Annotated in this window: 22 protein-coding genes and 1 tRNA gene; 11 read left to right on the forward strand and 12 right to left on the reverse strand. The window is 62.9% G+C overall.

Features of this window, described 5'->3' with window-relative positions; translation table 11 throughout:
• The first annotated feature begins 553 nt into the window (after window positions 1-553).
• From JWR51_RS07935 to JWR51_RS07960, 6 genes are read left to right on the forward strand one after another with little or no spacing between them, the layout of a single operon-like run.
• Window positions 554-1,474: a tripartite tricarboxylate transporter substrate-binding protein gene (locus JWR51_RS07935; protein WP_299746214.1), complete on the forward strand. Its 921-nt coding sequence runs from the start codon at window positions 554-556 to the stop codon at window positions 1,472-1,474.
• Window positions 1,464-1,994, forward strand: a complete 531-nt coding sequence (locus JWR51_RS07940; RefSeq protein WP_299746023.1) for a tripartite tricarboxylate transporter TctB family protein — start codon at window positions 1,464-1,466, stop codon at window positions 1,992-1,994. The genes JWR51_RS07935 and JWR51_RS07940 overlap by 11 nt, the downstream gene beginning before the upstream one ends.
• A 1-nt stretch (window position 1,995) precedes the next feature.
• Entirely contained in the window at window positions 1,996-3,483 is a 1,488-nt protein-coding gene (locus tag JWR51_RS07945) for a tripartite tricarboxylate transporter permease (RefSeq protein WP_299746025.1), read from the forward strand.
• Between the two features lie 55 nt (window positions 3,484-3,538).
• Window positions 3,539-5,062: an MmgE/PrpD family protein gene (locus JWR51_RS07950; RefSeq protein WP_299746027.1), complete on the forward strand. Its 1,524-nt coding sequence runs from the start codon at window positions 3,539-3,541 to the stop codon at window positions 5,060-5,062.
• A gap of 4 nt (window positions 5,063-5,066) precedes the next feature.
• Entirely contained in the window at window positions 5,067-5,942 is an 876-nt protein-coding gene (locus tag JWR51_RS07955) for an isocitrate lyase/phosphoenolpyruvate mutase family protein (protein ID WP_299746029.1), read from the forward strand.
• A gap of 11 nt (window positions 5,943-5,953) precedes the next feature.
• Window positions 5,954-6,655, forward strand: a complete 702-nt coding sequence (locus tag JWR51_RS07960) for a GntR family transcriptional regulator (protein WP_299746031.1) — start codon at window positions 5,954-5,956, stop codon at window positions 6,653-6,655.
• Window positions 6,656-6,691: 36 nt separating this feature from the next.
• Here the strand turns inward: JWR51_RS07960 and JWR51_RS07965 are convergent.
• Window positions 6,692-6,767, reverse strand: a tRNA-Thr gene (locus JWR51_RS07965).
• A 71-nt stretch (window positions 6,768-6,838) separates the two neighbouring features.
• On the opposite strand from JWR51_RS07965, the gene JWR51_RS07970 reads away from it, so the two are divergent.
• The 4 genes from JWR51_RS07970 to JWR51_RS07985 all read left to right on the forward strand — a co-directional run bounded on the left by JWR51_RS07970 (window position 6,839) and on the right by JWR51_RS07985 (window position 11,114).
• Window positions 6,839-7,624, forward strand: coding sequence for a metallophosphoesterase family protein (locus JWR51_RS07970; RefSeq protein WP_299746033.1), 786 nt, complete (start codon window positions 6,839-6,841; stop codon window positions 7,622-7,624).
• A 92-nt stretch (window positions 7,625-7,716) separates the two neighbouring features.
• Complete coding sequence (locus JWR51_RS07975; protein WP_299746035.1) at window positions 7,717-9,777, forward strand: Wzz/FepE/Etk N-terminal domain-containing protein; 2,061 nt, start codon at window positions 7,717-7,719, stop codon at window positions 9,775-9,777.
• Window positions 9,778-9,888: 111 nt separating this feature from the next.
• Entirely contained in the window at window positions 9,889-10,152 is a 264-nt protein-coding gene (locus JWR51_RS07980) for a hypothetical protein (RefSeq protein WP_299746037.1), read from the forward strand.
• A gap of 17 nt (window positions 10,153-10,169) precedes the next feature.
• A complete protein-coding gene (locus JWR51_RS07985) occupies window positions 10,170-11,114 on the forward strand; it encodes a hypothetical protein (protein ID WP_299746038.1) in 945 nt (314 codons plus the stop codon).
• On the opposite strand, the gene JWR51_RS07990 is transcribed toward JWR51_RS07985, so the two are convergent.
• The 10 genes from JWR51_RS07990 to JWR51_RS08035 form a co-directional block, all read right to left on the reverse strand.
• Window positions 11,111-12,283: a hypothetical protein gene (locus tag JWR51_RS07990; RefSeq protein ID WP_299746040.1), complete on the reverse strand. Its 1,173-nt coding sequence runs from the start codon at window positions 12,281-12,283 to the stop codon at window positions 11,111-11,113. The genes JWR51_RS07985 and JWR51_RS07990 overlap by 4 nt on opposite strands.
• A 10-nt stretch (window positions 12,284-12,293) precedes the next feature.
• Window positions 12,294-13,589 (reverse strand): hypothetical protein, encoded by a 1,296-nt coding sequence (locus JWR51_RS07995; RefSeq protein WP_299746042.1) that lies wholly within the window; start codon window positions 13,587-13,589, stop codon window positions 12,294-12,296.
• Complete coding sequence (locus JWR51_RS08000) at window positions 13,586-14,344, reverse strand: glycosyltransferase family 2 protein (RefSeq protein WP_299746045.1); 759 nt, start codon at window positions 14,342-14,344, stop codon at window positions 13,586-13,588. Before JWR51_RS08000 ends, JWR51_RS07995 begins: the two co-directional genes overlap by 4 nt.
• The gene (locus JWR51_RS08005) at window positions 14,341-15,600 is read right to left on the reverse strand and encodes a glycosyltransferase family 4 protein (protein WP_299746048.1); all 1,260 of its coding nucleotides are present in this window, start codon (window positions 15,598-15,600) and stop codon (window positions 14,341-14,343) included. The genes JWR51_RS08000 and JWR51_RS08005 overlap by 4 nt, the downstream gene beginning before the upstream one ends.
• A 19-nt stretch (window positions 15,601-15,619) precedes the next feature.
• The gene (locus JWR51_RS08010; RefSeq protein ID WP_299746051.1) at window positions 15,620-16,582 is read right to left on the reverse strand and encodes an NAD-dependent epimerase/dehydratase family protein; all 963 of its coding nucleotides are present in this window, start codon (window positions 16,580-16,582) and stop codon (window positions 15,620-15,622) included.
• Entirely contained in the window at window positions 16,582-17,526 is a 945-nt protein-coding gene (locus JWR51_RS08015) for a GDP-L-fucose synthase (RefSeq protein WP_299746216.1), read from the reverse strand. Before JWR51_RS08015 ends, JWR51_RS08010 begins: the two co-directional genes overlap by 1 nt.
• Entirely contained in the window at window positions 17,526-18,599 is a 1,074-nt protein-coding gene (gene gmd, locus JWR51_RS08020) for a GDP-mannose 4,6-dehydratase (protein WP_299746054.1), read from the reverse strand. The genes JWR51_RS08015 and gmd overlap by 1 nt, the downstream gene beginning before the upstream one ends.
• Entirely contained in the window at window positions 18,596-19,585 is a 990-nt protein-coding gene (locus JWR51_RS08025; protein WP_299746057.1) for a UDP-glucuronic acid decarboxylase family protein, read from the reverse strand. The genes gmd and JWR51_RS08025 overlap by 4 nt, the downstream gene beginning before the upstream one ends.
• An 81-nt stretch (window positions 19,586-19,666) precedes the next feature.
• On the reverse strand, window positions 19,667-21,010 hold the full coding sequence (locus JWR51_RS08030) for a UDP-glucose/GDP-mannose dehydrogenase family protein (RefSeq protein WP_299746060.1): 1,344 nt from the start codon (window positions 21,008-21,010) through the stop codon (window positions 19,667-19,669).
• Window positions 21,011-21,050: 40 nt separating this feature from the next.
• On the reverse strand, window positions 21,051-21,620 hold the full coding sequence (locus JWR51_RS08035; RefSeq protein ID WP_299746062.1) for a sugar transferase: 570 nt from the start codon (window positions 21,618-21,620) through the stop codon (window positions 21,051-21,053).
• A gap of 397 nt (window positions 21,621-22,017) precedes the next feature.
• Between JWR51_RS08035 and JWR51_RS08040 the strand changes: the two genes are divergently transcribed.
• Window positions 22,018-22,794, forward strand: coding sequence for an NAD kinase (locus JWR51_RS08040; RefSeq protein WP_299746064.1), 777 nt, complete (start codon window positions 22,018-22,020; stop codon window positions 22,792-22,794).
• Here the strand turns inward: JWR51_RS08040 and JWR51_RS08045 are convergent.
• Window positions 22,791-23,990 (reverse strand): DUF2336 domain-containing protein, encoded by a 1,200-nt coding sequence (locus JWR51_RS08045; protein WP_299746066.1) that lies wholly within the window; start codon window positions 23,988-23,990, stop codon window positions 22,791-22,793. The genes JWR51_RS08040 and JWR51_RS08045 overlap by 4 nt on opposite strands.
• Window positions 23,991-24,321 lie beyond the last annotated feature (331 nt).

Consider the following 24,321-nt stretch of genomic DNA (forward strand, 5'->3'; position numbering starts at 1 on the left):
CTCCGCACGGGAGTGACCCGCCAACGCGGTTCGGACCTCGGTTAGAAAAAAAGTTTCGCGCCGTAAAAACTTTACAAACTAAATCAAGTTACTGGCCCGCCGCCTTGAAGTGGCTGTGGACGAGAAGTCCGTTGCATGCGGAACGCACTTGCACAGGCGGGGCGGCAGCTTAGCTCCCGGCCCCTTGCGTTTCTGGAGCAGGCTCGATCAACCAAGACACGCGCGATTGCGGCGGCAGCAGTGGTCCCCTTGCGCCCTCCTGCTCCGACGCCATTCCCGGATTGTGACCACCCCAGCCCATTAGCTGCGCATTGTTCGCCCTGACACCGAGCCGCGTTATGCCCGAACCACTTCTGTCAACAAAATTACAGCCATTGACATCAGTTTGATCACATGTGCTTAGTCTTTGGCCAATTCTGTCGACAATAATGCTGGGACGGACTTGTCAAAGATCGATTCAGGCAAGGGGCTAAGGAACACCTAGGCCGCTCAACCTGCGCAATGCTCAAGGAGGAGACAAAAATGAATTTGAAAAAAACTGCTGCCGTTGGCGATGTTCGCCGCGCTGGCGACCGGCACAGCCCATGCCCAGGTCAGTGTCATGCTGCCGGCCAATCCCGGCGGCGGTTGGGACGGCACCGGCCGCCAGGCGATGCAGGCCATGATCGATGCCGGCATCTATACTGGCGGCGTCAACTTCACCAATACCGGCGGCGCGGGCGGCACGATCGGCCTGGCCGAGTTCCAGAATGCGCAGACCGGCAAGGCCGATGCGCTGGCAATCTTCGGCGCCATCACGGTCGGCGCGATCGACATGAACAAGTCGCCCATCGTGCTCGCCGATTTCCGCCCTATCGCCCGCCTCACGACGGAATATGACGTGATCGCGGTCAAGGCTGACTCGCCCTACCAGACGCTGGCCGACTTCGTGGCAGCGCTCAAGGCTGATCCCGGCGCAGTCGCGGTTGGCGGCGGTTCGGCCGGCGGCGTCGATCAGATCGCTCTGGCTCTGCTGGCCCAGGCCGGCGGCGTCGATGTGCACGCCCTCAACTACATCCCGCAGGCCAGCGGCGCCGAAACCGTGACCGGCATCATCAATGGCACGCTGGCGGCAGGCTTCTCGGGCGTTTCCGAATTCACCCAGTTCGCCGAACAGGGCCGCATCCGCATCCTGGGCATCACGGCCGCCGAGCGGCAGGCCAGCGTCGATGTGCCGACCTTCAAGGAAGCCGGCTTTGACGTCGAGATCGGCAACTGGCGCGGTGTGCTGGGTTCGCCCGACATGCCAGAAGATAACTACCAGACGTGGGTCGAGAACTTCAAAAAGCTGAACGACAGCGACCAGTGGCACAAGGTGCTGGAAACCCAGGGCTGGGCCCAGAATTACCTCGGCGGCGCCGAATTCGGCACCTTCATCGCCGACGAAACCACACGGATCGGCACTGTCCTGAAGGACGCCGGACTTGTCGAATAATCCAGAGACCAGTCTGCCACAGACCGGGACGGGGGACGGCGCACGCGCCGCCCCTCGCCCCTGGTGGCTGGGGCTATGCGTCATCGCCCTGGGGTGCGTCTGCCTTTACGGCACCTCCACCCTGGCGCAAGGCGCGCGCTATGCCGGCATCGGCCCGGGCCTGTTTGTCACCATCGCGGGGGGCGGCCTTGTCATCCTGGGCGTGATGCTGCTGGTACAGATCGCGCGGGGCGAACAATTCGAGGCCCAGGACGCCGAAGACGCCACTGGTGACGAGAAGGCCAATCCTGTGGCGCTGGGCACCGCGCTGGTTGCCGTCATCCTGCCGATTTTCACCATGAACCCGTTGGGCCTGCCGATCACGGCCATGCTCTCGTTCACCCTGGTGGCGCGGGCCTTTGCCTCGCGCAAGCCATTGCTCGACCTGGTCTATGGCGCCGTCTTGGGCTCTGCGGCCTGGTTCCTGTTCACCCGCCTCGGGCTGCAGCTCGGTGGCTTCCTGCCGTTTGCGGGGTTCTGACATGCAATCCTTTGAACTGCTGCTGCAAGGCTTCTCGGTGGCGCTTCAGCCCACCAACCTGATGTGGGCGCTGCTCGGCTCGGTGCTCGGCACCGCCATCGGCGTGCTGCCCGGCATTGGCCCGGCGCTGACCATCGCGCTGCTGCTGCCGGTGACGATCTCCGTGGCCCCGACCTCTGCCTTCATCATGTTCGCCGGCGTGCTCTATGGCGCCATGTACGGCGGCTCGACGACCTCGATCCTGATTAATACGCCCGGCGAAGCCGGCTCGATGATGACGGCGCTGGAGGGCAACAAGATGGCCCGCGCCGGTCGTGGCGCCGCGGCCCTGGCGACCGCGGCCATCGGCTCCTTCGTCGCCGGCACCATCGCCACGATCCTGCTGACCTTTGCCGCCCCATTCATCGCCGAAATCGCCTTCTATTTTAAGCCCGCCGACTATTTCGCGCTGATCATCCTCGCCTTCACCTCGGTGGCAGTGGTGATGGGCACCTCGCGGGTGCGCGGCTTTATCGCGCTGTTCCTCGGACTGGGGCTTGGCGTGGTCGGCATCGACAAGATGACCGGCGCGGCACGCCTGACCTTCGGGGTCTCTGGCCTGTTCGACGGCATCCATCTGACGGTCGTACTGGTGTCGCTCTTCGCAGTCGGGGAGATCCTCTACGTCGCCAGCCGCTATCGCCCCGGCGTGGGCGACGTAATCACCCTCAAGGGCCAGGCCTGGATGACCAAGGAGGACTGGAAGCGCTCATGGAAGCCGTGGTTGCGCGGCACCGCTTTGGGTTTCCCTATGGGGGCGCTGCCCGCCGGCGGCTCGGAAATCCCCACCATGCTGTCCTATACCCTGGAGAAAAAGCTCTCCAAGCACAGCGAACAATTCGGCCACGGCGCCATTGAAGGCGTCGCCGGTCCCGAGGCGGCCAACAATGCCGCAGCGGCCGGCATGCTGGTGCCCTTGCTGACGCTGGGCCTGCCCACCTCGGCGACCGCCGCCGTGCTGTTGGCCGCATTCCAGAACTACGGGCTGCAGCCGGGGCCGTTCCTGTTCACCTCCAACCCCGAGCTGATCTGGGGCCTGATCGCCTCGCTCTATATCGGCAATGTCATGCTGCTAGTGCTCAACCTGCCGCTGGTGGGCATCTGGGTGAAGCTGCTGCTGATCCCGCGCCCGCAGCTCTATGCCGGCATCCTGGTGTTCGCCATGATCGGCATTTGGGGGCTGTCGGGACAGGTCATCGACCTGATCGTCATGGTGACCATCGGCATCGTTGGCTACGTCATGCGGGTCTACGATTTCCCCATCGCGCCGGTGCTGATCGGGCTGATCCTGGGGCCGATGGCCGAGGTGCAGCTGCGCACGGCCCTGGCCGCCGCCCAGGGCAATCCACTGGTGCTGGCCTCGACGCCCCTGTCGGCCATCATGCTCACAATCGCCGTCCTGTTTCTGTTGGTGCCTTTCGTGCTCAAGCGCCTGAAGGCCAATGCGTGATCCAGCCGGTCCGCTGGACCGGCATTCCTGAAGTTCCAAGAAAGTTCGTTCTGCAATGAATAAGCATACCGTCCAGGTTCACCCCTCAGCCGCCAATCTGCCGCGCGAGCAGCAATTGGCCTGGCACATTGCCAGCTTCGCCGCCGATTGCGGCCCGCTCGACGCCGACGTGGTGGAAATGATCGCCTGCCGCATCGTCGACAATGCCAGCGTCGGGCTGGCCGCCATCAATCGCGCCCCTGTCGCCGCCGCCCGCGCCATGGCGCTGGCGCATCCGCGCAAGGCGGGGGCCACGCTTTATGGCCTTGGCGTCGGCACGCGGGTCGATGCCGAATGGGCCGCCTGGGCCAATGCCACGGCGGTGCGCGAGCTGGATTTCCACGACACGTTCCTGGCCGCCGATTATTCCCATCCCGGCGACGCCATCTCACCGTTGATCGCGGTTGCCCAGCAGATGGGCTTGGACGGCGCGGCCTTGGCGCGCGGCATTGCCGTCAGCTATGAAGTCCATGTCGCGCTGGTCAAGGCGATCTCGCTGCACAAATACAAGAAGGACCACGTGGCGCATCTGGCGCCGGCAACCACTGCCGGCATCGGCGCACTCTTGGGCCTGCCGGCCGAAACCATTTTCCAGGCCGTCAACCAGGCCGTGCATCTGTCGTTTTCCACCCGGCAATCGCGCAAGGGCGAGATCAGCTCGTGGAAGGCCTATGTGCCCGGCTTCTCCGGCAAGCTGGCCATCGAATGTATCGACCGCGCCATGCGCGGCGAAGCGTCCCCTTCCCCGATCTATGAGGGCGAAGAATCGGTTTTGGCCTGGATGCTGGGCGGGGCCGACAGCCGCTACGACGTCTACTTGCCCGCCCCCGGTGAGAGCCCGCGCGGCATCCTGGAGACCTATACCAAGGCCCATTCCGCTGAATATCAGGCGCAGGCGCTGATCGACATGGCCATCGAGCTGTCAGGACAAATCGATAATCTGAGCCAGGTCCGCGATATCCTGCTCGAAACCAGCCATCACACCCACAATGTCATCGGCACCGGCGCCAACGATCCGCAAAAGAGCGATCCGGAGGCCAGCCGCGAAACGCTCGACCATTCGATCATGTATATTCTGGCCGTGGCGCTGGAAGACCGCAAATGGCACCACGTCGATAGCTATACCCGCGAGCGCGCCAGAACGCCTTCGACCGTTGCCCTGTGGCACAAGGTCCGGACGGTGGAAGACCCCGAATGGACCACGCGCTATCTCGATCCCGATCCGGCCAAGCGCGCCTTTGGCGGCAAGATCACCATCACCATGAACGACGGCCGCACCATTGTGGGCGAACGCGCCGTGGCCGATGCGCATCCCAATGGCGCCCACCCCTGGACCTGGCCGGACTATGCCAGCAAGTTCGAAACCCTGACCCGCGGCATGCTGGACGAAGCCGAACGCCAGGCATTCCTCGCCGCCGCCAAGGGGTTCAAAAACCTCGACACCAAAGGCCTCGAGGCCCTGCTGCCGGCGCTCCCGGCCGGCGCCGTTACGCCTGACCGGCCAACCGGCCAGGGCATTTTCGATTCTGGCCTGGAGTAGACCCATGCTCAATCACGAGATCAACAAGGCCTTTCGCACTCGCCTGGAAAAGGGTGGCGCGGTGCTGATGCCCGGCGCCGCCAACGCGCTGGCGGCCCGCATCATCGCCGATCTGGGGTTCGAGGCCATCTACCTCTCCGGCGCCGGCCTCACCAACACCTACCTCGGCATGCCTGACCTCGGCTTCATCAGCCTGCCCGAGATCGCCCAGCACACCGCCACCATCCGTGACACCACCGATCTGCCGATCGTGGTCGATGCCGATACCGGCTTCGGCAATGCTCTCAATGTCCGCCATACTATCCGCACGCTGGAGCGCGCTGGCGCCAGCGCCATTCAGCTTGAAGACCAGGTTAACCCCAAGCGCTGTGGTCATTTTTCGGGCAAGGACGTGGTCGACATTGGCGAGGCTCGCAGCCGCATCAAAGCGGCGGTCGACGCGCGGCAGGACCCAAACCTGCTGATCATCGCCCGCACCGATGCGCGCGCCACCCAGGGCTTCGCCGCCGCCATCGAGCGCGCGCAGGCCTTCATCGAGGACGGCGCAGATATCACCTTCGTTGAAGCCCCTGAAAGCTTGGAGGAAATCCGCAACATTCCAGCTCAGCTCAAGGGCACGCCCCAATTGGTCAATCTTGTCGTGGGCGGACGCACGCCGATCTTGGCGCTCGAAGAACTCGACAGAATGGGATTTTCGCTGGTGCTCTACGCAAATGTCGCCCTGCAAGGCGCGATTTATGGCATGCAGGCGGCCCTGGGCCAACTCAAGAGCGATGGCGCGCTTGACGAAGCCGGCCCCGTCGCCAGCTTCAAGGAGCGGCAACGCCTGGTCAACAAGCCGTTGTTCGATGAACTTGAGAAGCGCTACGCCGATAGCTGAAGGATGCCCTGGTGACTGAACTGATGGATCAAACCGAACCTGACAACGACAACGAGAGCACTTCGCTCTCAGATTCCTTGTTCGAACAGTTGAGCGAGGCCATCGTCACCGGCGAATTCCCCGCCGGCAGCAAGCTGAGCGAACCGCGTCTCGCCAAACGCTATGGAGTGAGCCGCGGGCCACTGCGCGAGGCCATACGCCAGCTGGAAGGTCGCAAGCTCGTCACTCGCCTGCCGCGTCAGGGCGTCCGCGTCATCGTGCCGACAAGCGCCCTGGCGGCAGAGCTATTCCGCATTCGCGAAGTGCTCGAAGGCCTGGCCGCCCGCGAGGCCGCCCGCAACGCAACGGTCGAGGAAATCACCGAGCTGCGCACCATGCTGGCCAAGCACACCCAAGCCCTCGCCGAGCCTGATGCCATGCTCTATTGGCAGGCCACGGCGAATTCGGACTTCCATTTCATGATCGCCCGAATGGCCCGCAGCCAGCATCTGTTCGATCTGCTGTGCGGGGAATACTACACGCTGTTCCGTCTGTTCCGCATGAAGCACCGCATCGTCCCCGGCCGTGCCAAGCGCGCACTGATCGAACACGTGCGCATCGTGGACGCCATCGCCGACGGCGACGCCGAACTCGCCGAAATGCTCATGCGCCGCCACGTCGCATCGGCCCGAACCGGCATCGAGACCAGCAGCGAAGTGCTGGCTCAGACCTGATCGTGGTGCGGGTGGTCGCGAATTTCTGGAAAAACATGGTGCCGGCAGCAGGGTTCGAACCCGCGACCCCCTGATTACAAATCAGGTGCTCTACCAACTGAGCTATACCGGCGACGCGACCGCATCTAGCATTGCGCGCCGTGCGGGGCAATAGTGGGTGAGGCCTCGAAACGGACTGATACCATGCTGCAATCGCTTATGCGTTCATTGTTCGGCACGCCCAAGCCCGCAGCGCCTGACCGCCAGCGCCTGACCACCCCCGAATGGCCCTCCGTCATCTATGCGATCGGCGACGTTCATGGGTGCCTTGCCGAACTCAAGGGCCTCGAACAGGCCATTTACGCCGATGGCGCCATGTTCGAGGGCGACAAGTGGATCGTCATGCTGGGCGACTATGTGGATCGTGGCCCAGACAGCGCCGGAGTGCTCGATCACCTGATGTCGCCCGTGCCACCCGGATATCGGCGCATCTGCCTCGCCGGCAATCATGAGACCATGATGCTGGCTTTTCTCGAAGAGCCGCTCTCTGGATCGGACTGGCTTCGGTTTGGCGGCCACCAGACGCTGCTATCCTACGCCATCGATGAGCAAAGCGGCTACTTTGACGCCCAAACCGTGGAGCAACGCCGCCAGATCCTCGACAACCACGTGCCGAGACGGCATGTGGACTTCATGCGCGGCCTGCCCGTCTATCTGCGGGTTAGCAACATGGTGTTCGTCCATGCCGGGCTGCGGCACGGCGTGCCGCTGGAGCAGCAGAGCGAACGCGACCTGCTCTGGCTCCGCCCCGGCGACGATGCCCCATTCGAGCCCGGGATCGTCGTCGTGCATGGTCACACCCCTGCCGCGACCCCTACCCTATCGCCCTGGCGCATCGGCATCGACACCGGCGCAGCCATGACCGGCGTCTTGACTTCAGTCAGATTGACGCAACATGGCGACCCAGAAATACTTCAAGTCGGCAATTGATAAAATTGGAAGAATTGCGTTCGACAAGACTCTGTAATCCGGTGATTTGTAGCTAGGCTCAATGCAATGCGATCGGATTGCGGCGGGTCTTCATGGACAATGGCGAAATCGATATCAGGGCCATTTTTGGCTTGTTGCGCCGGCAATTTCGACTGATTGCGATTACCACCCTGGCCATCGTCACCGCTGCGGGCCTGGCGACATTAGCGCTGACGCCCATCTATACCGCCACCGCGCTGATCATGGTCGATCCCAGCCGCAAGGATCTGCTTGAGCCGGAGAACCAGGTTCGCAACAGCGGTTCCGACAGTGCCCGGGTCGAGAGCGAAGTCGAACTCGTTCGCTCCGATACGGTGCTGATGAAGGTCATCGAGGACCGGCGACTGGTCTCCGACAGCGAGTTCGGGGCGGGCCCCGGATGGACAACGCGCCTGCTGGCGCTGCTCCGGCCCGACACTGAAGCACCAATGGATGGGCAGGCTCTGGGTGAAGTGCTGAACAGGCTGCGCGCCGCTGTCAGCGCCCAGCGCCGCGGCCTGACCTATGTGATCGCGGTACAGGCCCGTTCGGAAAACCCGACACGCGCTGCCGACTTGGCCAACGCTATCACCCAAGCCTATATCGAGGACCAGATCGCCTCCAAGGTGGCCGGCACCCTGGCATCGCGCGACATTCTGCAGGCGCGGATCGAGCAGGCGCGCCAGGCAATCGTGGCGTCCGAAAACTCCTTCGATACCTTCATTTACGACAACATCGATCGCCTCGCCGGCCAATCCGGCGATAGCCAGCTCGCCACCCTGGCCAACCAGATCGAAACAATCAAAAATGCCGGCACACAAAATACCCTGACCGCCGATATCGTCCGGCGCAGCCTCGACACGGGCAGTTGGGGCGAGCTTCCAACCTCCCTGGCATCCGATGCGCTCAAGGCGCTCGCCCAGCAGCATGGGGAAATCGACGGCATCGATGCCCAATTGCACGATGCGGCGACCTCCGAACTGACGGCCCTGCAGGCAACGATCGCCGAGGGACAGAACAACGGAAATCAGCTTCGCGACACTCTTCGCACCGCGGTCCTCAACAGTGACCTGCCGCCCGGCGTGCTGACGCAAATCTATGAATCCCAGCAAAACGCCAGCATTGCCCGGGCGCAATACGAGACGCTGCTGGCGCGGGCCCAGGACCAGAGCGCGCAGGCCGACCTGCAGGTGGCCGATAGCCGCGTGGTCTCGCCCGCTCTGGTGCCGGCGAGCCCCTCATTTCCCAATCCGCAATTGATCCTGCCGCTCAGCGCCCTTGCGGCGCTGAGCATCGGCGTCGGCCTGGCGTTTCTCTACGAAAATGTCATCGGCGGATTCAGCAGCGAAGAGCAGGCGGAATCCGTGCTGCGCGTCAAGGTCGCCTCGTCCCTGCCCCGGCTGAAAACCGTACGTTCGGACCAGACCAGCTTTGCCGAGCTGATGGTCAACGCGCCGATTTCGGTGTTTTCAGAATCGGTCCGTCGGGTTCGGGCCTCGGTCGATCGCGCGGCCAAGACCGGCACGGTGCTGGGACAGGGGATCGTCATCATGGTCTCCTCGACTGCTCCCGACGAAGGCAAGACCACCACCGCCCTGGCGCTGGCGCGCAGTTATGCCCTGTCCGGAAAATCGACCCTGCTGATCGATTGCGACCTGCGCAAGCCCAGCGTGCATCGCCAACTCGGGATCGAACCATCGGTCGGCTTCCTTGACTATCTCACCGCCGAGGCTGGCGATGCGATCAATATCCAGACCATCACCTCAAAGGACCCGCTCAGCCCGGCGACGGTGATTGCCGGCGCCCACCGCAGCAGCCTTCCCACCGATCAGTTGATCGCCAGCATGGCCTTTGTGCAGTTGGTCAGCGCGGCGCGGCGCAGTTTCGATATCGTGGTGCTGGATACTCCGCCGATCGGGCCGGTCGTCGACAGCCTTTATATTGCCCAGCATGCCGACGTGATCGTGTTCGTCGTGCGTTACGCCTCTACGCCGCAAACCGAGGCACGCAAGGCCCTGGCCAGCCTGGGCGCCGCCAAGTCCCACGGCGCCGAAATCCTCGCCGTGCTCAACCAGCAGGACAGCTCGGCCCCGAGCTATGCCAAGCGCTACGGCTCCTATTTTTCGCGGGCCTGACCGCCTGCGATCGCAATGCGTGGGAAGGGCGGCTTATCCACCCTGCCCAGCTTGTCCTCCTCCTTTGGCGGCGCGGCATAATCCGGCTCGAACCATCTGAGCGAGGACCCAATGCCCGATCGTTACGCCAACCATGCCGGCGGCCTGGAAGCACCAGCCGAGACCGGCTTTCCCATCACCCCCAATGACACGACCGATCTGAGCGAAACCACGCGCGCCATCTATGTCGGCAACGGTGGCAGCGTCGTCGCGGTGCTCGCCTCGGGCGTGGAATTGACCCTAGCGGGCCTGCAGACCGGCTCGATCATTCCCATCCGCGTGCGCCGCGTCAAGGCAACGGGTACCACCGCCACCGCGCTGGTCGGCCTGCTATGATGCTTGGCCTCACCCTGATGACGGGGCGCCCTAGCTATCCCTGGTGGCCGGCCGACGCCGGCTACGTCGCCGATTTCGTCAATGACCGCTACATGCGCGGCGGCGTTGCCGTGGATCGGGCAACGGCGCTCGCCTTCACCAGAAGTACGCCGAAACTGGCCCAGGACAGCAGTGGCGCCTGGCACAGCTTCGCCATCGATGTTCCAGCCCTGACCGATCATGGCCTGCTGCTCGAACCGGCCGGGACCAATCGCGTACCAAACGCCGCAATGGCCGGCGCTGCCGTCGGCGTCATCGGCGCGGGCGGTACGCTGCCCACCGGCTGGACCATCGCCGACTTCGCCACCGCCGAGATCACCGCCACCGGCACCGAAGCCGGCCTGCCCTTTATCGAACTGCGCCTGCAGCACGAAAACAGCACTGGGGGCAATCAGTACCCTCGCCTCGTCTGCGCCGCGGCGATTGCCGCCGGGATCGGCGAGCAATGGACTGCCAGTTGTTTTTACAAGAAGATCGCCGGCACCTGGCCGGCGATCACGGGTGCATTTCTCAATGTGGAGGAGATTGGCACCACCATCGCCTACGCTACGGCTGATCGTCCGGAGCATCTGGAAGCGCGTGCCCGCGTTGCGGCTACCTGGTGGACAAGCAGCCCGGGAACGATTGGCCTCGATATGCGCGCGCTGATGTTCAATCTGTCGCCGGGCGAACTGTTGGATGTCACCCTGCGCATCTACGCGCCACAATTGGCGAAGGAAGCCGTTGCATCGAGCCCGATCATCACCTCGGGCGCCGCCGCGACCCGCGCGGCCGATGCCGCGTCCCTGTCCCTGCCCGGCGGCACATATAGCCTCGCGCTCGCCTTTGACGATGCCAGTACACAGAACGTCGAGGGCCAAAGTGGCAGTTACGATCTGGAAGACTCCAGCGCCAGCGGAATGCGACTGGTGATCGCCAGCTAGTGGTTGGGGTGGTCGAGTTCTCCGCGCATCCGATAGCGGATCGCCCCGAGAACGAGGCCGCCCACCACCGGCAGCAGATAAAACAGGCCGGTCGCAACCAGGAAAACGCCAGCAACCGCCTGCACGGCGATACCGGCCACAACATGCGCCAAATATCTCCCCTCGCGACCTCGGGCATAGCTCAAGGCCTCGAACGGCGGCACCAGCGCGGACAGCGTGTATCCGAGGGAAGCCGCCGCCGCGACCACAGCGATGCGCCATTCAAAGGCGCCGAACACCACATAGCCCCACACACTGGCAAATATCGGCGCCGCCAGGCCAAGGCCGACGACCATCAACCTGACGGCGCCATAGGAGCGTCCAAAAATGCGTTGAACGGCGGCCCGGTCCCTGGCGGCCACGAAGCTGGCGAGGACCGGCTGAATGGAGTTGATATAGGCAATGACTGGGAAGGTCAGAACCACCGTCATTCGACTGGCAAACGCATAATACGACAGCTCCTGGCCGCTTACGAATAGGCTGACGACCCACAAATCGATCTGGGAAATGCTGCTCACCAGGATCGTCACGGCCAATGACGCGAAATCCAGCACCCTGACCGGCTGACCGACCACGACGGGAGCGGACGCCCTGCGCCAGCCGACGGACCGGAGAGCGATCAAGCCCAGCCCTGCCCCTGCCGCCAGGCAAAATCCATACAACCGCATCGTGTCCATCGCGACGAACGGCATCGCCATGATGAAAATGGCATTCGGCACGATTACGAAATTCAGGCGCGACATGACGAAACGGCCGAGCCCATTGGCCACGCCGCTGACAACAAACTGGACGCCGACAAGGCTCGCGCCGGCCCCAAAGGCCGCGATGCTGGAGTCCCCGCCCAGATAGGCCAGCAGCACACCCAGGACGATCACCAGCCACAGAACTGCCTCGACGCCGGCGCGCGACTTCAATCGTCCCGAGGCATCGAGATTTTGCGCAACCAGATACGGCCCGCGCTGGTATCCGGCCAGCGAGGCCACCTGCCCCAAAATATAAACGGCCGAGTAGAAGACTAGGAACGGCCCGACGCTGCCCTCGCTGCGCAGCATGCCGATTTCGGCCGAGATCAGCATCAGGCTCGCAAAGGCGCCGCCGCCGAACAGCAGGCTGAAGACAAAGCGCCTCACAATGGACCGGTCATTGCGCCGCCAGACTAATCGGGATGGCGGCTCCGCTTGCGGTTTGTTCGGCCAAGGCCCGCGCCTGCCCCGATCGAACAATCGACAAGGCCACGGCCAGCGGCAGGATGAACACGCCATTGTATCCAGCCCCCGTGGCGGCCGCGAACAGCGCCATCGCCACGAGCGGCAAAGCAAGATTGCCCTTCTTCCGGAGCGCCCCCCACAGCTGCAACAGGCACCAGAGAAAGAAGCCCAGTCCCGCCAGTCCGAAATAGACGATCAGCCAGACATAGAAATTGTCCAGCGTCGAGAACTGGCGACCCGCAAAATCGACGAGATAATTCCGCGTGAGCAGGAAAGTCGGATCATTGATGGGCAGGCCCAGCAGGCCATTGCCTAGCACCTCGCCGATCAGCATGAACGGGCCGGTGAACCGGATATAGATCGACCCGCCGATCTCGTCCGCGCCCTGGAGCCGGTCCATGAGATAGGAACCGCCCACAATAGCTGCTGCAACCATCGCCAGCAGTGCCAGTGCGTACAGGCCCAACCTGTGGCTCGATTTCATGCTGCCTGCGCCAAACAGCATGAAACAGACCAGCACGCCGCCCAGCATGGCCCAGCCCGTCAAGGCAAAGGTGGCAAAGGCCCCCGCCGCCAGAACCACCGACATGACGACTTTCTGCCCGCTGCGAAGTGTCGTCGCCGACAGCACGCAAGCCAGCGCAAAGACGGTGTAAGCCGCAGCTACTGAGGGTTCGGAATAAAGCCCGTTGGGGCGCATGACCCCGTCCTCGTAGGGCAGATAGGGTCCGGGCAGCGTATCAAGCTCCCCCACCGGCCCGATGGCCGAGAACGGTCCGAATGGGTTTTGCAGGGCGAACGACCCAAAGACGTTGAGCGCAATGCATTGCGCGATCAGCAGCACGGCATGCAGCGTCATCAGCCGGCCGAACAGCACGCTGAAGCCTTCTCGATGCACCAAGTTGCCGCGCCGCACGCTGAAGACGCAAAGGCATAGAGCCGCGGCGATGATCTGCACGCCGGACTTCGCCGACTCGACAACATCTTCGGTCCCAATTGCCTTTATCGCCACGATAGCGACCACGATCGCCGTCGCCAGCAGCGGCGATTGCGGCACTCGGCCCACGATGACAAGCGTCAGCATGGCCGACGCCGCCAGAGCAAAGAATGACCCGTTCAGCGGGTAACCGCCCGGATACGCCAAGGTGAAATTGGCAAATAGACAGCCCAGGGCGAACACCGGCGTCAGCACATCCGCCAACTGTCCGGTCCGCCCCTCGCCCATCATGCCCGCCCCGGCAAGATCTGGATTATCCTGATGGCACCGATGGTCGCCGCCTTGCGCACAAGGCTTGCCCATTTGACGAAGACTGGCACATTCAGCACATCAGTCTGAATTCGGTAATGGTCGCGCAGCATGCGCATCGGATGCCGGGCGGTGAACGATGCCCCGCCGATCGGCGTCTGTGCCACCTCATAGTCCAGCAGCAGGACTTCGTTGCGCCGGTTCTGGTAGATTTTGGCAATCGTGTAATAGTCCGAGCTGACGCGATAGCTCAGGTCGTGCGGAATGAGCCGGTGCTCGGCCAGGCTGATGAACGTCGCCTGATGCGAGGTGGGCATGCGGTGCCAAAGATGGATTTCGGGCGGCAGCACCTTGCGATGCCGGATCCGGCCATTGCTGAACAGAAGCGCTACTTCCCCGAAAATCAGGCTATAGCCAGGCCCGTCGGAAAGCCGCTGCTCGGTTCGCGCCAAAACATCGGGCAACAGGATATCGTCGCCATTGAGAAACAACACATATAGCCCGCTGGCCCGGGCAATGCCCTTGTTCATGGCATCGTAAATCCCACGATCGGGCTCCGATTGGAAATGATCGATCAGGCCGGAGAATTCACCGAGCGCCTCAAGCGTGCCATCGGTCGATCCGCCGTCCACGACGATCCACTCAAACAGATCGCGCTGCTGTCCCCGCAGACTCTGCGCTGTCTTCCGCAACCCGTCTAGATTGTTCCAGACGATGGTGACGATCGAAAATCTCACACCCGCTCTCCGATCCCAAGATCAGAAATCGTCTCGCCGGCCTCAACCGGCACGGTCTCCAGTTTGGATGAGCGCGCGGCGCGGCGCAGGATGTGTTCGAAACGGGCCGCGATCGCCTCGATATCGAATGCCTTTTCCGCATAGGCCCGACCGGCCTGCCCCATCCTCGCCCGCAGCTCCGGTTGCTCCAACAAGGTGTGCCCATGCCGTATCAGCGCCGCCTTGTCACCCGGCGCCGCAACCAACCCAGCCCCCTCCCGCATCATGTTGACCGCCGCCAGATTCTCCAGCGGAATCGATGCCAATATGGGTTTTCCCGCCGCCAGATAGCTCAACACCTTGGACGGCACGGAGAATACGCCCGCCTCCGCCTCGATGATCGCCACCACGATATCGGCGCCTGCCAGCATGCTCGGCAAATCGTCGACCGAAACCCAGGGCCTGACGATGACATTGTCCAGTCCCTCCGCCGCCGCGGTATCGCGCACGATATCGGCTCCCGATCCCTGGGCGAACAGATACACATCGGCATCCAGTTGGCGCGCCAGCTCCAGCAGCAGGTCTGGATTGTGCTTGCGGGCCAGCGTTCCGGAATAGACCACGCGTCGCCCTTCCCGCATGTTCTGGCGGACCCAGGCATTGTCGCGCGACGCCACCGGCATGTCGGCGATATTGGCCCAATTCTCGATAACCACCATGTCCGCAACGTCCAGGCCCCAGCGCGGACCGGCCAGCACCTCGCGGAACGCCTCTGCAATCACCACCACCGCGTCGCTATTCCGCAGCAGCCGCGCTTCCTTGCCCCGATAATAGGCTCCCACCAGCCAGCCCAGAACGCCATTCGCCTTCCCGATGATCCGCTCGATCGCCTCGGCATGAATGTCCTGCACCCAGAATACGAACGCCGCGCCGAGCAACCGGCACGCGACCATCACGTGCTCCTGGACCTCGATTGGCGCATTGGCAGACAGCACCACATCCGGCCGCTCAGCCAATACAAGCTCGCGTATTCGCCGCGCGTATTCGAGCTGCTGACGATGCCGTTTCAGCAGATTGTCCTTGTCGAATTTTCCGGAAATGCTGACCTGCACCGCGCGAAAACTGGCCGGATCATCCGTCATGCCGGCCACTCGCCCCTTGGGCGTCTCGAACCCCTCGAACGAGGCATAGACGACCTCGATGCCCCGGCAGGCCAATGCCCGCCCCAACTGGGCGGTGAACGCGTGGCCGCTATAATCATGCAGCAGGAGCTTCATGCGCGGCCGAGCTCCATCATCAATTGAAATCGCTGATGGTTTTCCAGCGTGCCAAGGCCTCGGTCAGTGAATAGCGGAACGTCCACCCGCGATCGAGCAATTGACGGGGATACACGTTGGTCGAATGCAGCAGTTTGCCCATGCGGACGCGGTTGATCGAGGTTCTGAGCCCGATTTTTGCCAGCACCTCAAAGGCAAGCGCCCCGGCCATCATCAGGCCGGCGGGAATGACCAGGCTCGGCGCCTTGAAGCCGCCGGCCACCGCGAAACTCCGGTTGATCATCTCGGTCGTCGTGCGCTCCGGGTAGGCGTAGATATAGGTGAGGACGGGCTCGTCGAACGCGCTCATGAAGGCGACGCTGCGCGGAAAATCTTCCACCGGAGCGCAGGCCTTGATCGTGTCGGTTCGGCCCGGGTAGACGAACAGGCCCCGCCGCAACAGCCCGGCCAGCCGACTGAAATTGCCCCGTTCACCCTCGCCAAAAATCACGGCCGGCCGCACAATCAGCAGCCGGTTGGCAGCGTCGCCAGCCTGCCAATCGCGATGGATATGCTCCGCCAGCAGCTTGGAGCGGCCATAGGCGTTGACCGGCCTCGGCACCGTGGCCTCATCAACCTGCACTTCCTGCGGTCCATAGACCGACATGGTGCTGGCAAAAACCACGCGCCGCGCGCCGACCCGTGTGGCGAACCGGCAAGCGTTGGTGGCCCCCGCCACGTTGGTCCAGTAATATTCCCAATCCTCATGCCCTGGCGTCGTATGCACGGCGGCAAAATTGTAGACCTCGACCTCGCCGGACACCGGTAGATCGATCTCCTCGCAGACATCGACGCGGACATATTCGGCCTTTGCCGACAACTCACGCGGCTGGTTTATGTCGGCCAGAATAATGCGCTCATAGGCCGGATCGGAGGTTAGCGCCCGCATCAGATGCGTCCCGAAAAACCCACAGCCACCGGTGATGACCGCCGTTTTGCCCATCACGCCGATTCCAGAATCGCATGGTCGAGGAACCAACGATAGGTGTCGGCAATCCCCTGCTCCAATCCAATGCGCGGCGTCCAACCCATGGCGCGCAGCTTGTCGCTGCTCATCAGCTTGCGCGGTGTGCCGTCCGGCTTGGACAGATCTTGCACAATCGTGCCGGTAAAACCGACCACGCGGCAGACGATCCGCGTCAGGTCCAGGATGCTGATCTCCGTGCCCGACCCCACATTGATGTGCTCGAACTCCGAATAATTCTTCAGCAAAAACACCAGCGCATCGGCGCAATCATCGACATGCAGGAATTCGCGGCGCGGCGTTCCCGTGCCCCACACTGTGATTTCCGTGTCGCCCCGGAGCTTGGCCTCATGCGCCTTGCGGATCAGGGCCGGCAGCACATGGCCGGACCTCAGATCGAAGTTGTCGCCGGGGCCATAAAGGTTGGTGGGCATAGCCGAGACGAAATCATGGCCATGCTGCTTGCGGTAGGATTGGACCAGTCTGATCCCGGCGATCTTTGCGATCGCGTACCATTCATTGGTCGGCTCCAGCGGCCCGCTCAGCAGCGCATCTTCCGGGATCGGCTGGGGCGCCAGCCGCGGATAAATGCAGGACGACCCCAGCAACAGCAGTTTTTCCACGCCGCTCGAATGGGCCGCATGGATGACATTGGCCTCGATCATCAGGTTGTCATAGAGGAAATCGGCCGGAAAGCTGTCATTGGCCAGAATGCCGCCGACCTTGGCCGCCGCCAGCACAATGGCATCGGGCCGGGTTCTGGCGACGAACGCCTCGGTTTCCGACTGGCGCCTGAGGTCGACCTCGCGCCGATCGGCCGTGATCAACTGCACCCCTTCGGACCGCAGGCGCCGCACCGTGGCGCCGCCCACCATGCCCCCATGGCCCGCCACCCAGACCTTCTTGCCGGACAGCGCATACATCACGCGTCCTCTCGCGCCATAGCGGGCGCAGTTTGCATGCCCCTGAGATCTTCGCGCACCATTTCGGCGATCAGCGCGCGCACCGATATTTCGTGCGTCCAGCCCAATTTCTCATAGGCCTTAGCGGGGTCGCCGAGCAGCAGATCCGCCTCGGTGGGCCGGAAATAGCGCGGATCGACTTCGATCACGACCCGGCCAGTCCTCGTGTCTCGGCCCTTTTCATCGACCCCCTGGCCCGTCCATTCCACCGCAATACCAACATCTTCGAATGCCAATTCGGCGAATTGGCGCACCGAAGTGGTCCGGCCGGTGGCCAGCACGTAATCGTCCGCCTTCTCCTGCTGCAGCATCAGCCACATGCCGCGCACATAGTCCCGCGCATGGCCCCAATCGCGCTGCGCATCGAGATTGCCGAGATACAATTTATCCTGGACCCCCAAATGGATGGCGGCGGCCGCTCGCGTGATCTTGCGGGTGACGAAAGTCTCGCCGCGCAACGGGCTTTCATGGTTGAACAGGATGCCGTTAGAGGCATGGAGCCCATAGGCTTCGCGGTAGTTGACCACGATCCAATAGGCATAGAGCTTGGCCACCCCATAGGGCGACCGCGGATAGAACGGCGTGGTTTCGCGCTGCGGCACCTCCCGAGCCTGGCCATAAAGCTCGGACGTCGAGGCCTGGTAGAATTTGCATTTCCGCCCTAGACCGAGAATGCGGATCGCCTCAAGCAGGCGCAGCGTCCCCAGGCCATCGACATTGGCCGTATATTCGGGCGTCTCGAACGACACCTGGACATGGCTTTGCGCCGCCAGATTGTAAATTTCGTCCGGCTGGGTTTCCTGCACGATGCGGATCAGGTTGGTAGCGTCGCTCATATCGCCATAATGCAGCACGAAGCGCGGGTCGGCTTCGTGCGGGTCCTGATAAATGTGCTCGATGCGCCCGGTGTTGAACGACGAAGACCGACGCTTCACGCCGTGGACAATATACCCCTTGTCCAGCAGCAGTTGCGACAAGTAGGCGCCGTCCTGTCCCGTGACGCCGGTGATCAGCGCAACCTTGGGCGAACTCAAAGTCCTGTCCCGATGCCGGCAAGAACACGCGCCTTGACGGTGCCGTCGACCTGCAGCAGTTCATCGAAATAGCGGATGGTCCGGGCCAGTCCGGCGCGCAAGTGCACGCTCGGCTCCCATCCCAAAACCTCGCGCGCCAGCGCGATATCGGGCCTGCGCTGTCGTGGGTCATCGACCGGCAGGGCCTTGTGGACCAGTTTGGAGCGCGACCGGGTCATCTCGATCACCAGCTTGGCCAATTGCGCGATATGGATTTCGTCGGGATTGCCGATATTGATCGGTCCGGTCACCGATCCATCGGTATTCATCATCGTGACCATGGCCTTCACCAAGTCGTCGATGTAGCAGAACGACCGCGTCTGGTGGCCATCGCCATAAACCGTGATGTCCTCGCCGCGCAGCGCCTGCACGATGAAATTGGACACCGCCCGTCCATCTTCGGGATGCATGTTGGGGCCGTAGGTATTGAAGATGCGGATGACCTTGATCTGCACCTGGTGCTGCCGGTGATAATCGAAAAATAGTGCTTCGGCACACCGCTTGCCCTCGTCGTAGCAGGCGCGCAGACCGATGGCGTTGACGTGGCCCAGATAGCTTTCGGGCTGCGGATGCACTTCGGGATCGCCATAGACCTCCGACGTCGAAGCCTGCAGGATCGGCACACCCAACTGCCTGGCCAGATCGAGCAGGTTGATCGCGCCCAAAACGCTGGTCTTGGTCGTCCGCACCGGATCAGCCTGGTAATGCAACGGCGAGGCGGGACAGGCCAGATTGTAGATCTGATCGACTTCCACATCGAGCGGCGTGGTCACATCATGACGCATGACCTCGAAATGCCGGCTGTCGAGCAGGTGCACCACATTGGCCTGGCTACCGGTCAGGAAATTGTCGACGCACAGCACGTCATTGCCGCCCCGAACCAGCCGGTCGCAGAGATGGGAGCCGATAAATCCGGCGCCCCCAGTCACGAGTATCCGCTTCCCCATCATGAGCCCCCACTCATACTCGACAGCGCCGCCGGAGGCGGCGCCTATACTCAGTCGCCTCGAAATCCTCGACGTATCGGCTTATTCCGCCGCTTCCGCCAAGTGCCCCGCCGCCGCGCCTTCCGGTCGGCCGATGCTCGAATAGATCAGCCCATGCGCCACCGCATCGGCCCGATTGTAGATGTTGCGCAAATCCACCAGCACCGGCTCGGCCATGATGGTGCTCAAATGGGCCAGATCGAGCGAGCGGAACTGGTTCCATTCGGTCACGATCACCGTTGCATGCGCCCCCTTGGCAACGTCGTAAGCGTCGGTGCCGAACTGCACATTGTCCAGCAGCTTGGCGGCCGGTTTCATGCCTTCGGGATCGAAGGCGCGGATGATCGCGCCACCGTCCTGCAGCGCCTGGATGATGGTGATCGCCGGAGAGTCGCGCGTGTCGTCGGTATTGGGCTTGAAGGTCAGCCCGAGGATCGCGATGGTCTTGCCGCGCACGCTGCCGCCACAGGCCGCGATGACCTTGCGGGCCATCGCCCGCTTGCGGTTATCATTGATGGCGACCGTGGTCTCGATCAGATTGATCGGGCTGCCATGGTCGCGGGCAGTCTTGACCAGCGCCAGCGTATCCTTGGGAAAGCACGAACCGCCATAGCCAGGCCCGGCATTGAGAAATTTCGAGCCGATCCGGTTGTCGAGGCCAATGCCGCGCGCCACATCCTGCACATTGGCGTCCACCGCTTCGCAAAGATCGGCCATCTCGTTGATGAAGGTGATCTTCATGGCGAGGAACGCATTCCCGGCATATTTGATCAGCTCCGCCGTCCGCCGCGTCACGAAGAACAGCGGCGACTGGTTGAGAAACAGCGGCCGGTAGACTTCCTTCATCACCTGCTTGGCGCGATCATTGTCCAGCCCCACCACGATGCGGTCTGGATGTTTGAAATCCTGGATCGCTGCGCCCTCGCGCAGGAACTCCGGGTTGGACACGACCGCGAAATCGGCCTCGGGATTGACCTCACGGATCAGCCGCTCTACCTCATCGCCGGTGCCCACCGGCACGGTGGACTTGGTCACCACGACCGTGAACTGCTTGATCGACCGGCCGATCGTGCGCGCCGCGTCATACACATAGGACAGGTCGGCATGGCCATCCCCGCGCCGCGACGGCGTGCCCACGGCGATGAAAACGACCTCGGCCCCCGCGACCGCTTCATCAATATTGGTCGAGAAAGTCAGGCGGCCGGCCCTGGCATTATCGACCACCAAAGAGTTGAGCCCCGGCTCGAAAATCGGAATTTCGCCGGCCTGCAAAGCCGCAATCTTGCTCTCATCCAGGTCGACGCAGGCGACCGAATGGCCAAAATCGGCAAAGCACGCGCCGCTTACCAGGCCGACATACCCTGAACCAACAACAGCGATGCGCATCTGACTGACCTCCCACTGAGCGTTGACGTCTCAGGATCGATTAATAGCCCGTTCCCGTGACGAATTCGCGCAGAACCGTCCGGATCATGATCCGGATATCCAGCAGGATGTTGAAATTCTGAATATAGGCGATGTCGTGCTCGATGCGCGCCTCGGCCGCCGCGGCATCCTCGGTCGACCCCCGCAGGCCGTTGGCCTGCGCCCAACCCGAAATCCCCGGCTTCATGACATGACGTGCACAGTAGTAGGGCACCAGCACTTCATAGGAGCCGCCGGCGGCCCGCAATCCCACCGGGTGTGGACGCGGCCCGATCAGGCTCATGTCCCCCCGGATCACGTTCAACAATTGCGGTAGCTCGTCGATACTGGTCCGGCGGATAAACCGGCCGACTGGCGTGACCGCGGCATCGCTGCGGTCGACATACATGGAGCGAAATTTATAAACTGAAATGACCGTGCCATTCAGCCCGTCGCGGTCCTGACAGAACAGCGCCGGCCCCCTGCTGGTCAGGCAGATGGCGATCCCAAGCAAAACCAGCGCTGGCGCCAGTATCACCAAGGCAAATACCGCCAAAACCACATCCATGCCGCGCTTGAGCACGATCTGCACTGTCCGCGACCTAGTCGGCTGCGCGGCAGCCGGCACGCCGCCAGAAAATTTCAGCGACAATCCGCTCGCATAACGCACTGCGACCAGATGTGGGTTCCGAGCCGTAGTTGAAGTCGAGGAAAAGCTGAAATCTGCCGCGCCCAACGTCAGATCGACGTTCTTACGCGCAGTATTATAGGACGACAAAACTTGCATCGCCGCCCGCTCCTGCCCAGCTTCAGCGTGATTACTTCCGTCTCTCTACGTACGTTACCAAGATATTAAGAAATGCCAATAGCAAATCAGGCGCGGTGCAAATTACCACCGGCCGGTGTCGTTGCCCCTGCCCGCTGGCACGCTGGCGGCCCGCGTGATAGCAGTCGCCGCATCAGGCTCTAGAGTCTTTTTGGGGAATGCCGTGGCCAGCCGACCCACCGAGCGCATCAGTTTCGTCACCAATGGCACGCCGGAGGCCGATGTCGCGGCCCAGCGCCTGCAGCAGCGCTATGGCAATATCGCCTTCGAGTCCGCCGAGGTGGTCGTTGCCCTGGGCGGCGACGGCCTGATGCTGCAGACCTTGCACCGCGTCATGCGCACCAGCGTGCCGGTCTATGGCATGAATTTCGGCTCGGTGGGCTTCATGATGAACGCCTTCTCCGAGGATGACCTGGGCGAACGCCTGGCGGCGGCGCAGCAGACGCGGATCTATCCGCTCTCGATGCAGGTGGTCGATACCACCGGCCGCTCGCAGACCGCTCTGGCGCTCAATGAGGTGTCGCTGTTCCGCTCCACCTACCAGGCCGCCAAAATCCAGATCGTCATCGATGGCGAGACCCGCCTGGAGGAGCTGATCTGCGACGGCGTGCTGCTCTCCACGCCCGCGGGCTCCACCGCCTACAACCTGTCGGCCCATGGCCCGATCCTGCCGATCGAGGCGCCGCTACTGGCGCTGACACCGATCTCGCCGTTCCGCCCCCGCCGCTGGCGCGGCGCCATCCTGGGCAATCGCGCCGTGGTCAAGTTCATCACGCGCGAAGCGCCCAAGCGCCCGGTCAGCGCCGTGGCCGACAATATCGAGTTCCAGAATGTGCTGGAGGTCACCGTGCGCGAAGATCGCTCGCATGGCGTGACGCTGTTGTTCGATCCCGGCACCAGCCTGGAAGAACGCGTGCTCAGCGAGCAATTCCGCTATTAAGCCGCCGGCAGCGCCAGCCGCTCGTCCAGCATCGGCAGGGCCATCGGCGCATTGGCAATCCCCGCGAACGCCGCCATCACGCCGCGCGCTGCCTTGCGGGCCAGTTGCACATTCTGCTCGCTGAGATAGGCGAAAGCCTCTTCCAGCTCCTCGGGAATGACGCCGCCGTGGTCGACGATCAATTCCTCGGTCAACGCCGTCACGACATAGTGGCGGGCGGCCGCATCATCGGCAAGGTCCGCGGCGCGGGCATGCATCACCAGCTTGGCGAACAGGTTGCGCATCCCCTCGCCCAGCCCGCAACGCACCAGCAGCGCATTGAGCGCCGGCCGGCTGCCGCTCTCGAGCAGGGAAAACACCTTGTCGCGCGGCGTCTGGCCCAGTTCGGCCAGGCAATCGGCGAAGAACATCACATGCCCCGTCACCACCGCATGCAGCAGCAACCGCGTATTCAACTGGTCGGCCCCGATCAGCCCGGCGGCAAAACCTGTTTGCGCCTTGACCGCCTCGCGCTCGCCGATCGACGATAGCGCGGTATCGCCGCTATTGCGCAGCAGGCGCTCGAGCCGGTCGCTGGCCAGCGCGCCTTTGACGATGCGGGCATTGCCCAGCGCCACGGCGACTTTCTGCACCAGCAAGGCGCGGATAGCCGCCGGCAGGTCACGGCGGCCGAGCAGCGCCCCGCGCATTTCAGCGTCATGTCCATCGCTTTGCGCGAGCATCTGCAACAACCCGGCGCCCACCGGCACATCCGCCCGCTTGAGCAGCCGCAACGTCACCGGCCGTTCCTGCCGCCCGATCAGCGCGGCCGCGAGGCGCTCGCTGATCCGAACGCGCTGGCAGACCGCCACCAGCATCGACAGATCGAAACCGCGCACGAGCCCCATAATGTCGGCATCGATCAGCACTGGTGAATATTGTAGCACGGCGCGCGAAATGATCGAGCTGTCATGCAGCAGCGCCAGCATGATCGGACGCGGCGCGATGTCGGCATGCAGCAGGCCATAGGCCAGCGCCGCCCGCACCTTGACCGAGGGATCATCGAGGAAATTGATCAGCGAGGCATACAAAGCCGCCTGCTCGTCGGCCGGACCCTGATGGTTGAGATAGGCCATGGCCGCAAGGTGCGCAGCGCTACCGCGTTCTTCGCTATCGCTGGATTGAGACAGCCGGACGAAGTCCTTGTACGCAACCATTTTACTCTCCGGATACCCGGAGATGAAATTAGCCGCGAAGGTTTAAGGAACGGTTCACGATGATTTTAGGTGATCGCCTAGAGGCTTGCCGCCACATAGTGGAAGACGCTCGACACGATCTGGATTGCCAGAACCAGCAGAACCCAGGATGCCAATGCCAGCCCGAGGACAGGCCATCCCCTTGGCAGTGAGATCAATCGATCAGCTACGGCAAAAGCACGACGCATGGCACTCTCCTCAGAGCTGGACGGACACGGCGATTACTGCGTGAACACCTTTAACAGGCCGTCAATTCGCTCACTTGGTTTCGTCTTTACTCAAACTATTCGCG

The sequence above is a fragment of the Devosia sp. genome, from assembly GCF_028290625.1.
In the GTDB taxonomy this organism is placed as follows: Bacteria; Pseudomonadota; Alphaproteobacteria; order Rhizobiales; family Devosiaceae; genus Devosia.

Excerpts from the sequence above, each read along its gene's own strand:
- JWR51_RS07935 (WP_299746214.1), top strand. The coding sequence starts at position 554 with ATGTTCGCCGCGCTGGCGACCGGCACAGCCCATGCCCAGGTCAGTGTC.
- JWR51_RS07945 (WP_299746025.1), top strand. The coding sequence starts at position 1,996 with ATGCAATCCTTTGAACTGCTGCTGCAAGGCTTCTCGGTGGCGCTTCAG.
- JWR51_RS07950 (WP_299746027.1), top strand. The coding sequence starts at position 3,539 with ATGAATAAGCATACCGTCCAGGTTCACCCCTCAGCCGCCAATCTGCCG.
- JWR51_RS07955 (WP_299746029.1), top strand. The coding sequence starts at position 5,067 with ATGCTCAATCACGAGATCAACAAGGCCTTTCGCACTCGCCTGGAAAAG.
- JWR51_RS07970 (WP_299746033.1), top strand. The coding sequence starts at position 6,839 with ATGCTGCAATCGCTTATGCGTTCATTGTTCGGCACGCCCAAGCCCGCA.
- JWR51_RS07975 (WP_299746035.1), top strand. The coding sequence starts at position 7,717 with ATGGACAATGGCGAAATCGATATCAGGGCCATTTTTGGCTTGTTGCGC.
- JWR51_RS07980 (WP_299746037.1), top strand. The coding sequence starts at position 9,889 with ATGCCCGATCGTTACGCCAACCATGCCGGCGGCCTGGAAGCACCAGCC.
- JWR51_RS07985 (WP_299746038.1), top strand. The coding sequence starts at position 10,170 with ATGACGGGGCGCCCTAGCTATCCCTGGTGGCCGGCCGACGCCGGCTAC.
- JWR51_RS07995 (WP_299746042.1), bottom strand. The coding sequence starts at position 13,589 with ATGATGGGCGAGGGGCGGACCGGACAGTTGGCGGATGTGCTGACGCCG.
- JWR51_RS08005 (WP_299746048.1), bottom strand. The coding sequence starts at position 15,600 with ATGAAGCTCCTGCTGCATGATTATAGCGGCCACGCGTTCACCGCCCAG.
- JWR51_RS08010 (WP_299746051.1), bottom strand. The coding sequence starts at position 16,582 with ATGGGCAAAACGGCGGTCATCACCGGTGGCTGTGGGTTTTTCGGGACG.
- JWR51_RS08015 (WP_299746216.1), bottom strand. The coding sequence starts at position 17,526 with ATGTATGCGCTGTCCGGCAAGAAGGTCTGGGTGGCGGGCCATGGGGGC.
- JWR51_RS08025 (WP_299746057.1), bottom strand. The coding sequence starts at position 19,585 with ATGGGGAAGCGGATACTCGTGACTGGGGGCGCCGGATTTATCGGCTCC.
- JWR51_RS08030 (WP_299746060.1), bottom strand. The coding sequence starts at position 21,010 with ATGCGCATCGCTGTTGTTGGTTCAGGGTATGTCGGCCTGGTAAGCGGC.
- JWR51_RS08045 (WP_299746066.1), bottom strand. The coding sequence starts at position 23,990 with ATGGTTGCGTACAAGGACTTCGTCCGGCTGTCTCAATCCAGCGATAGC.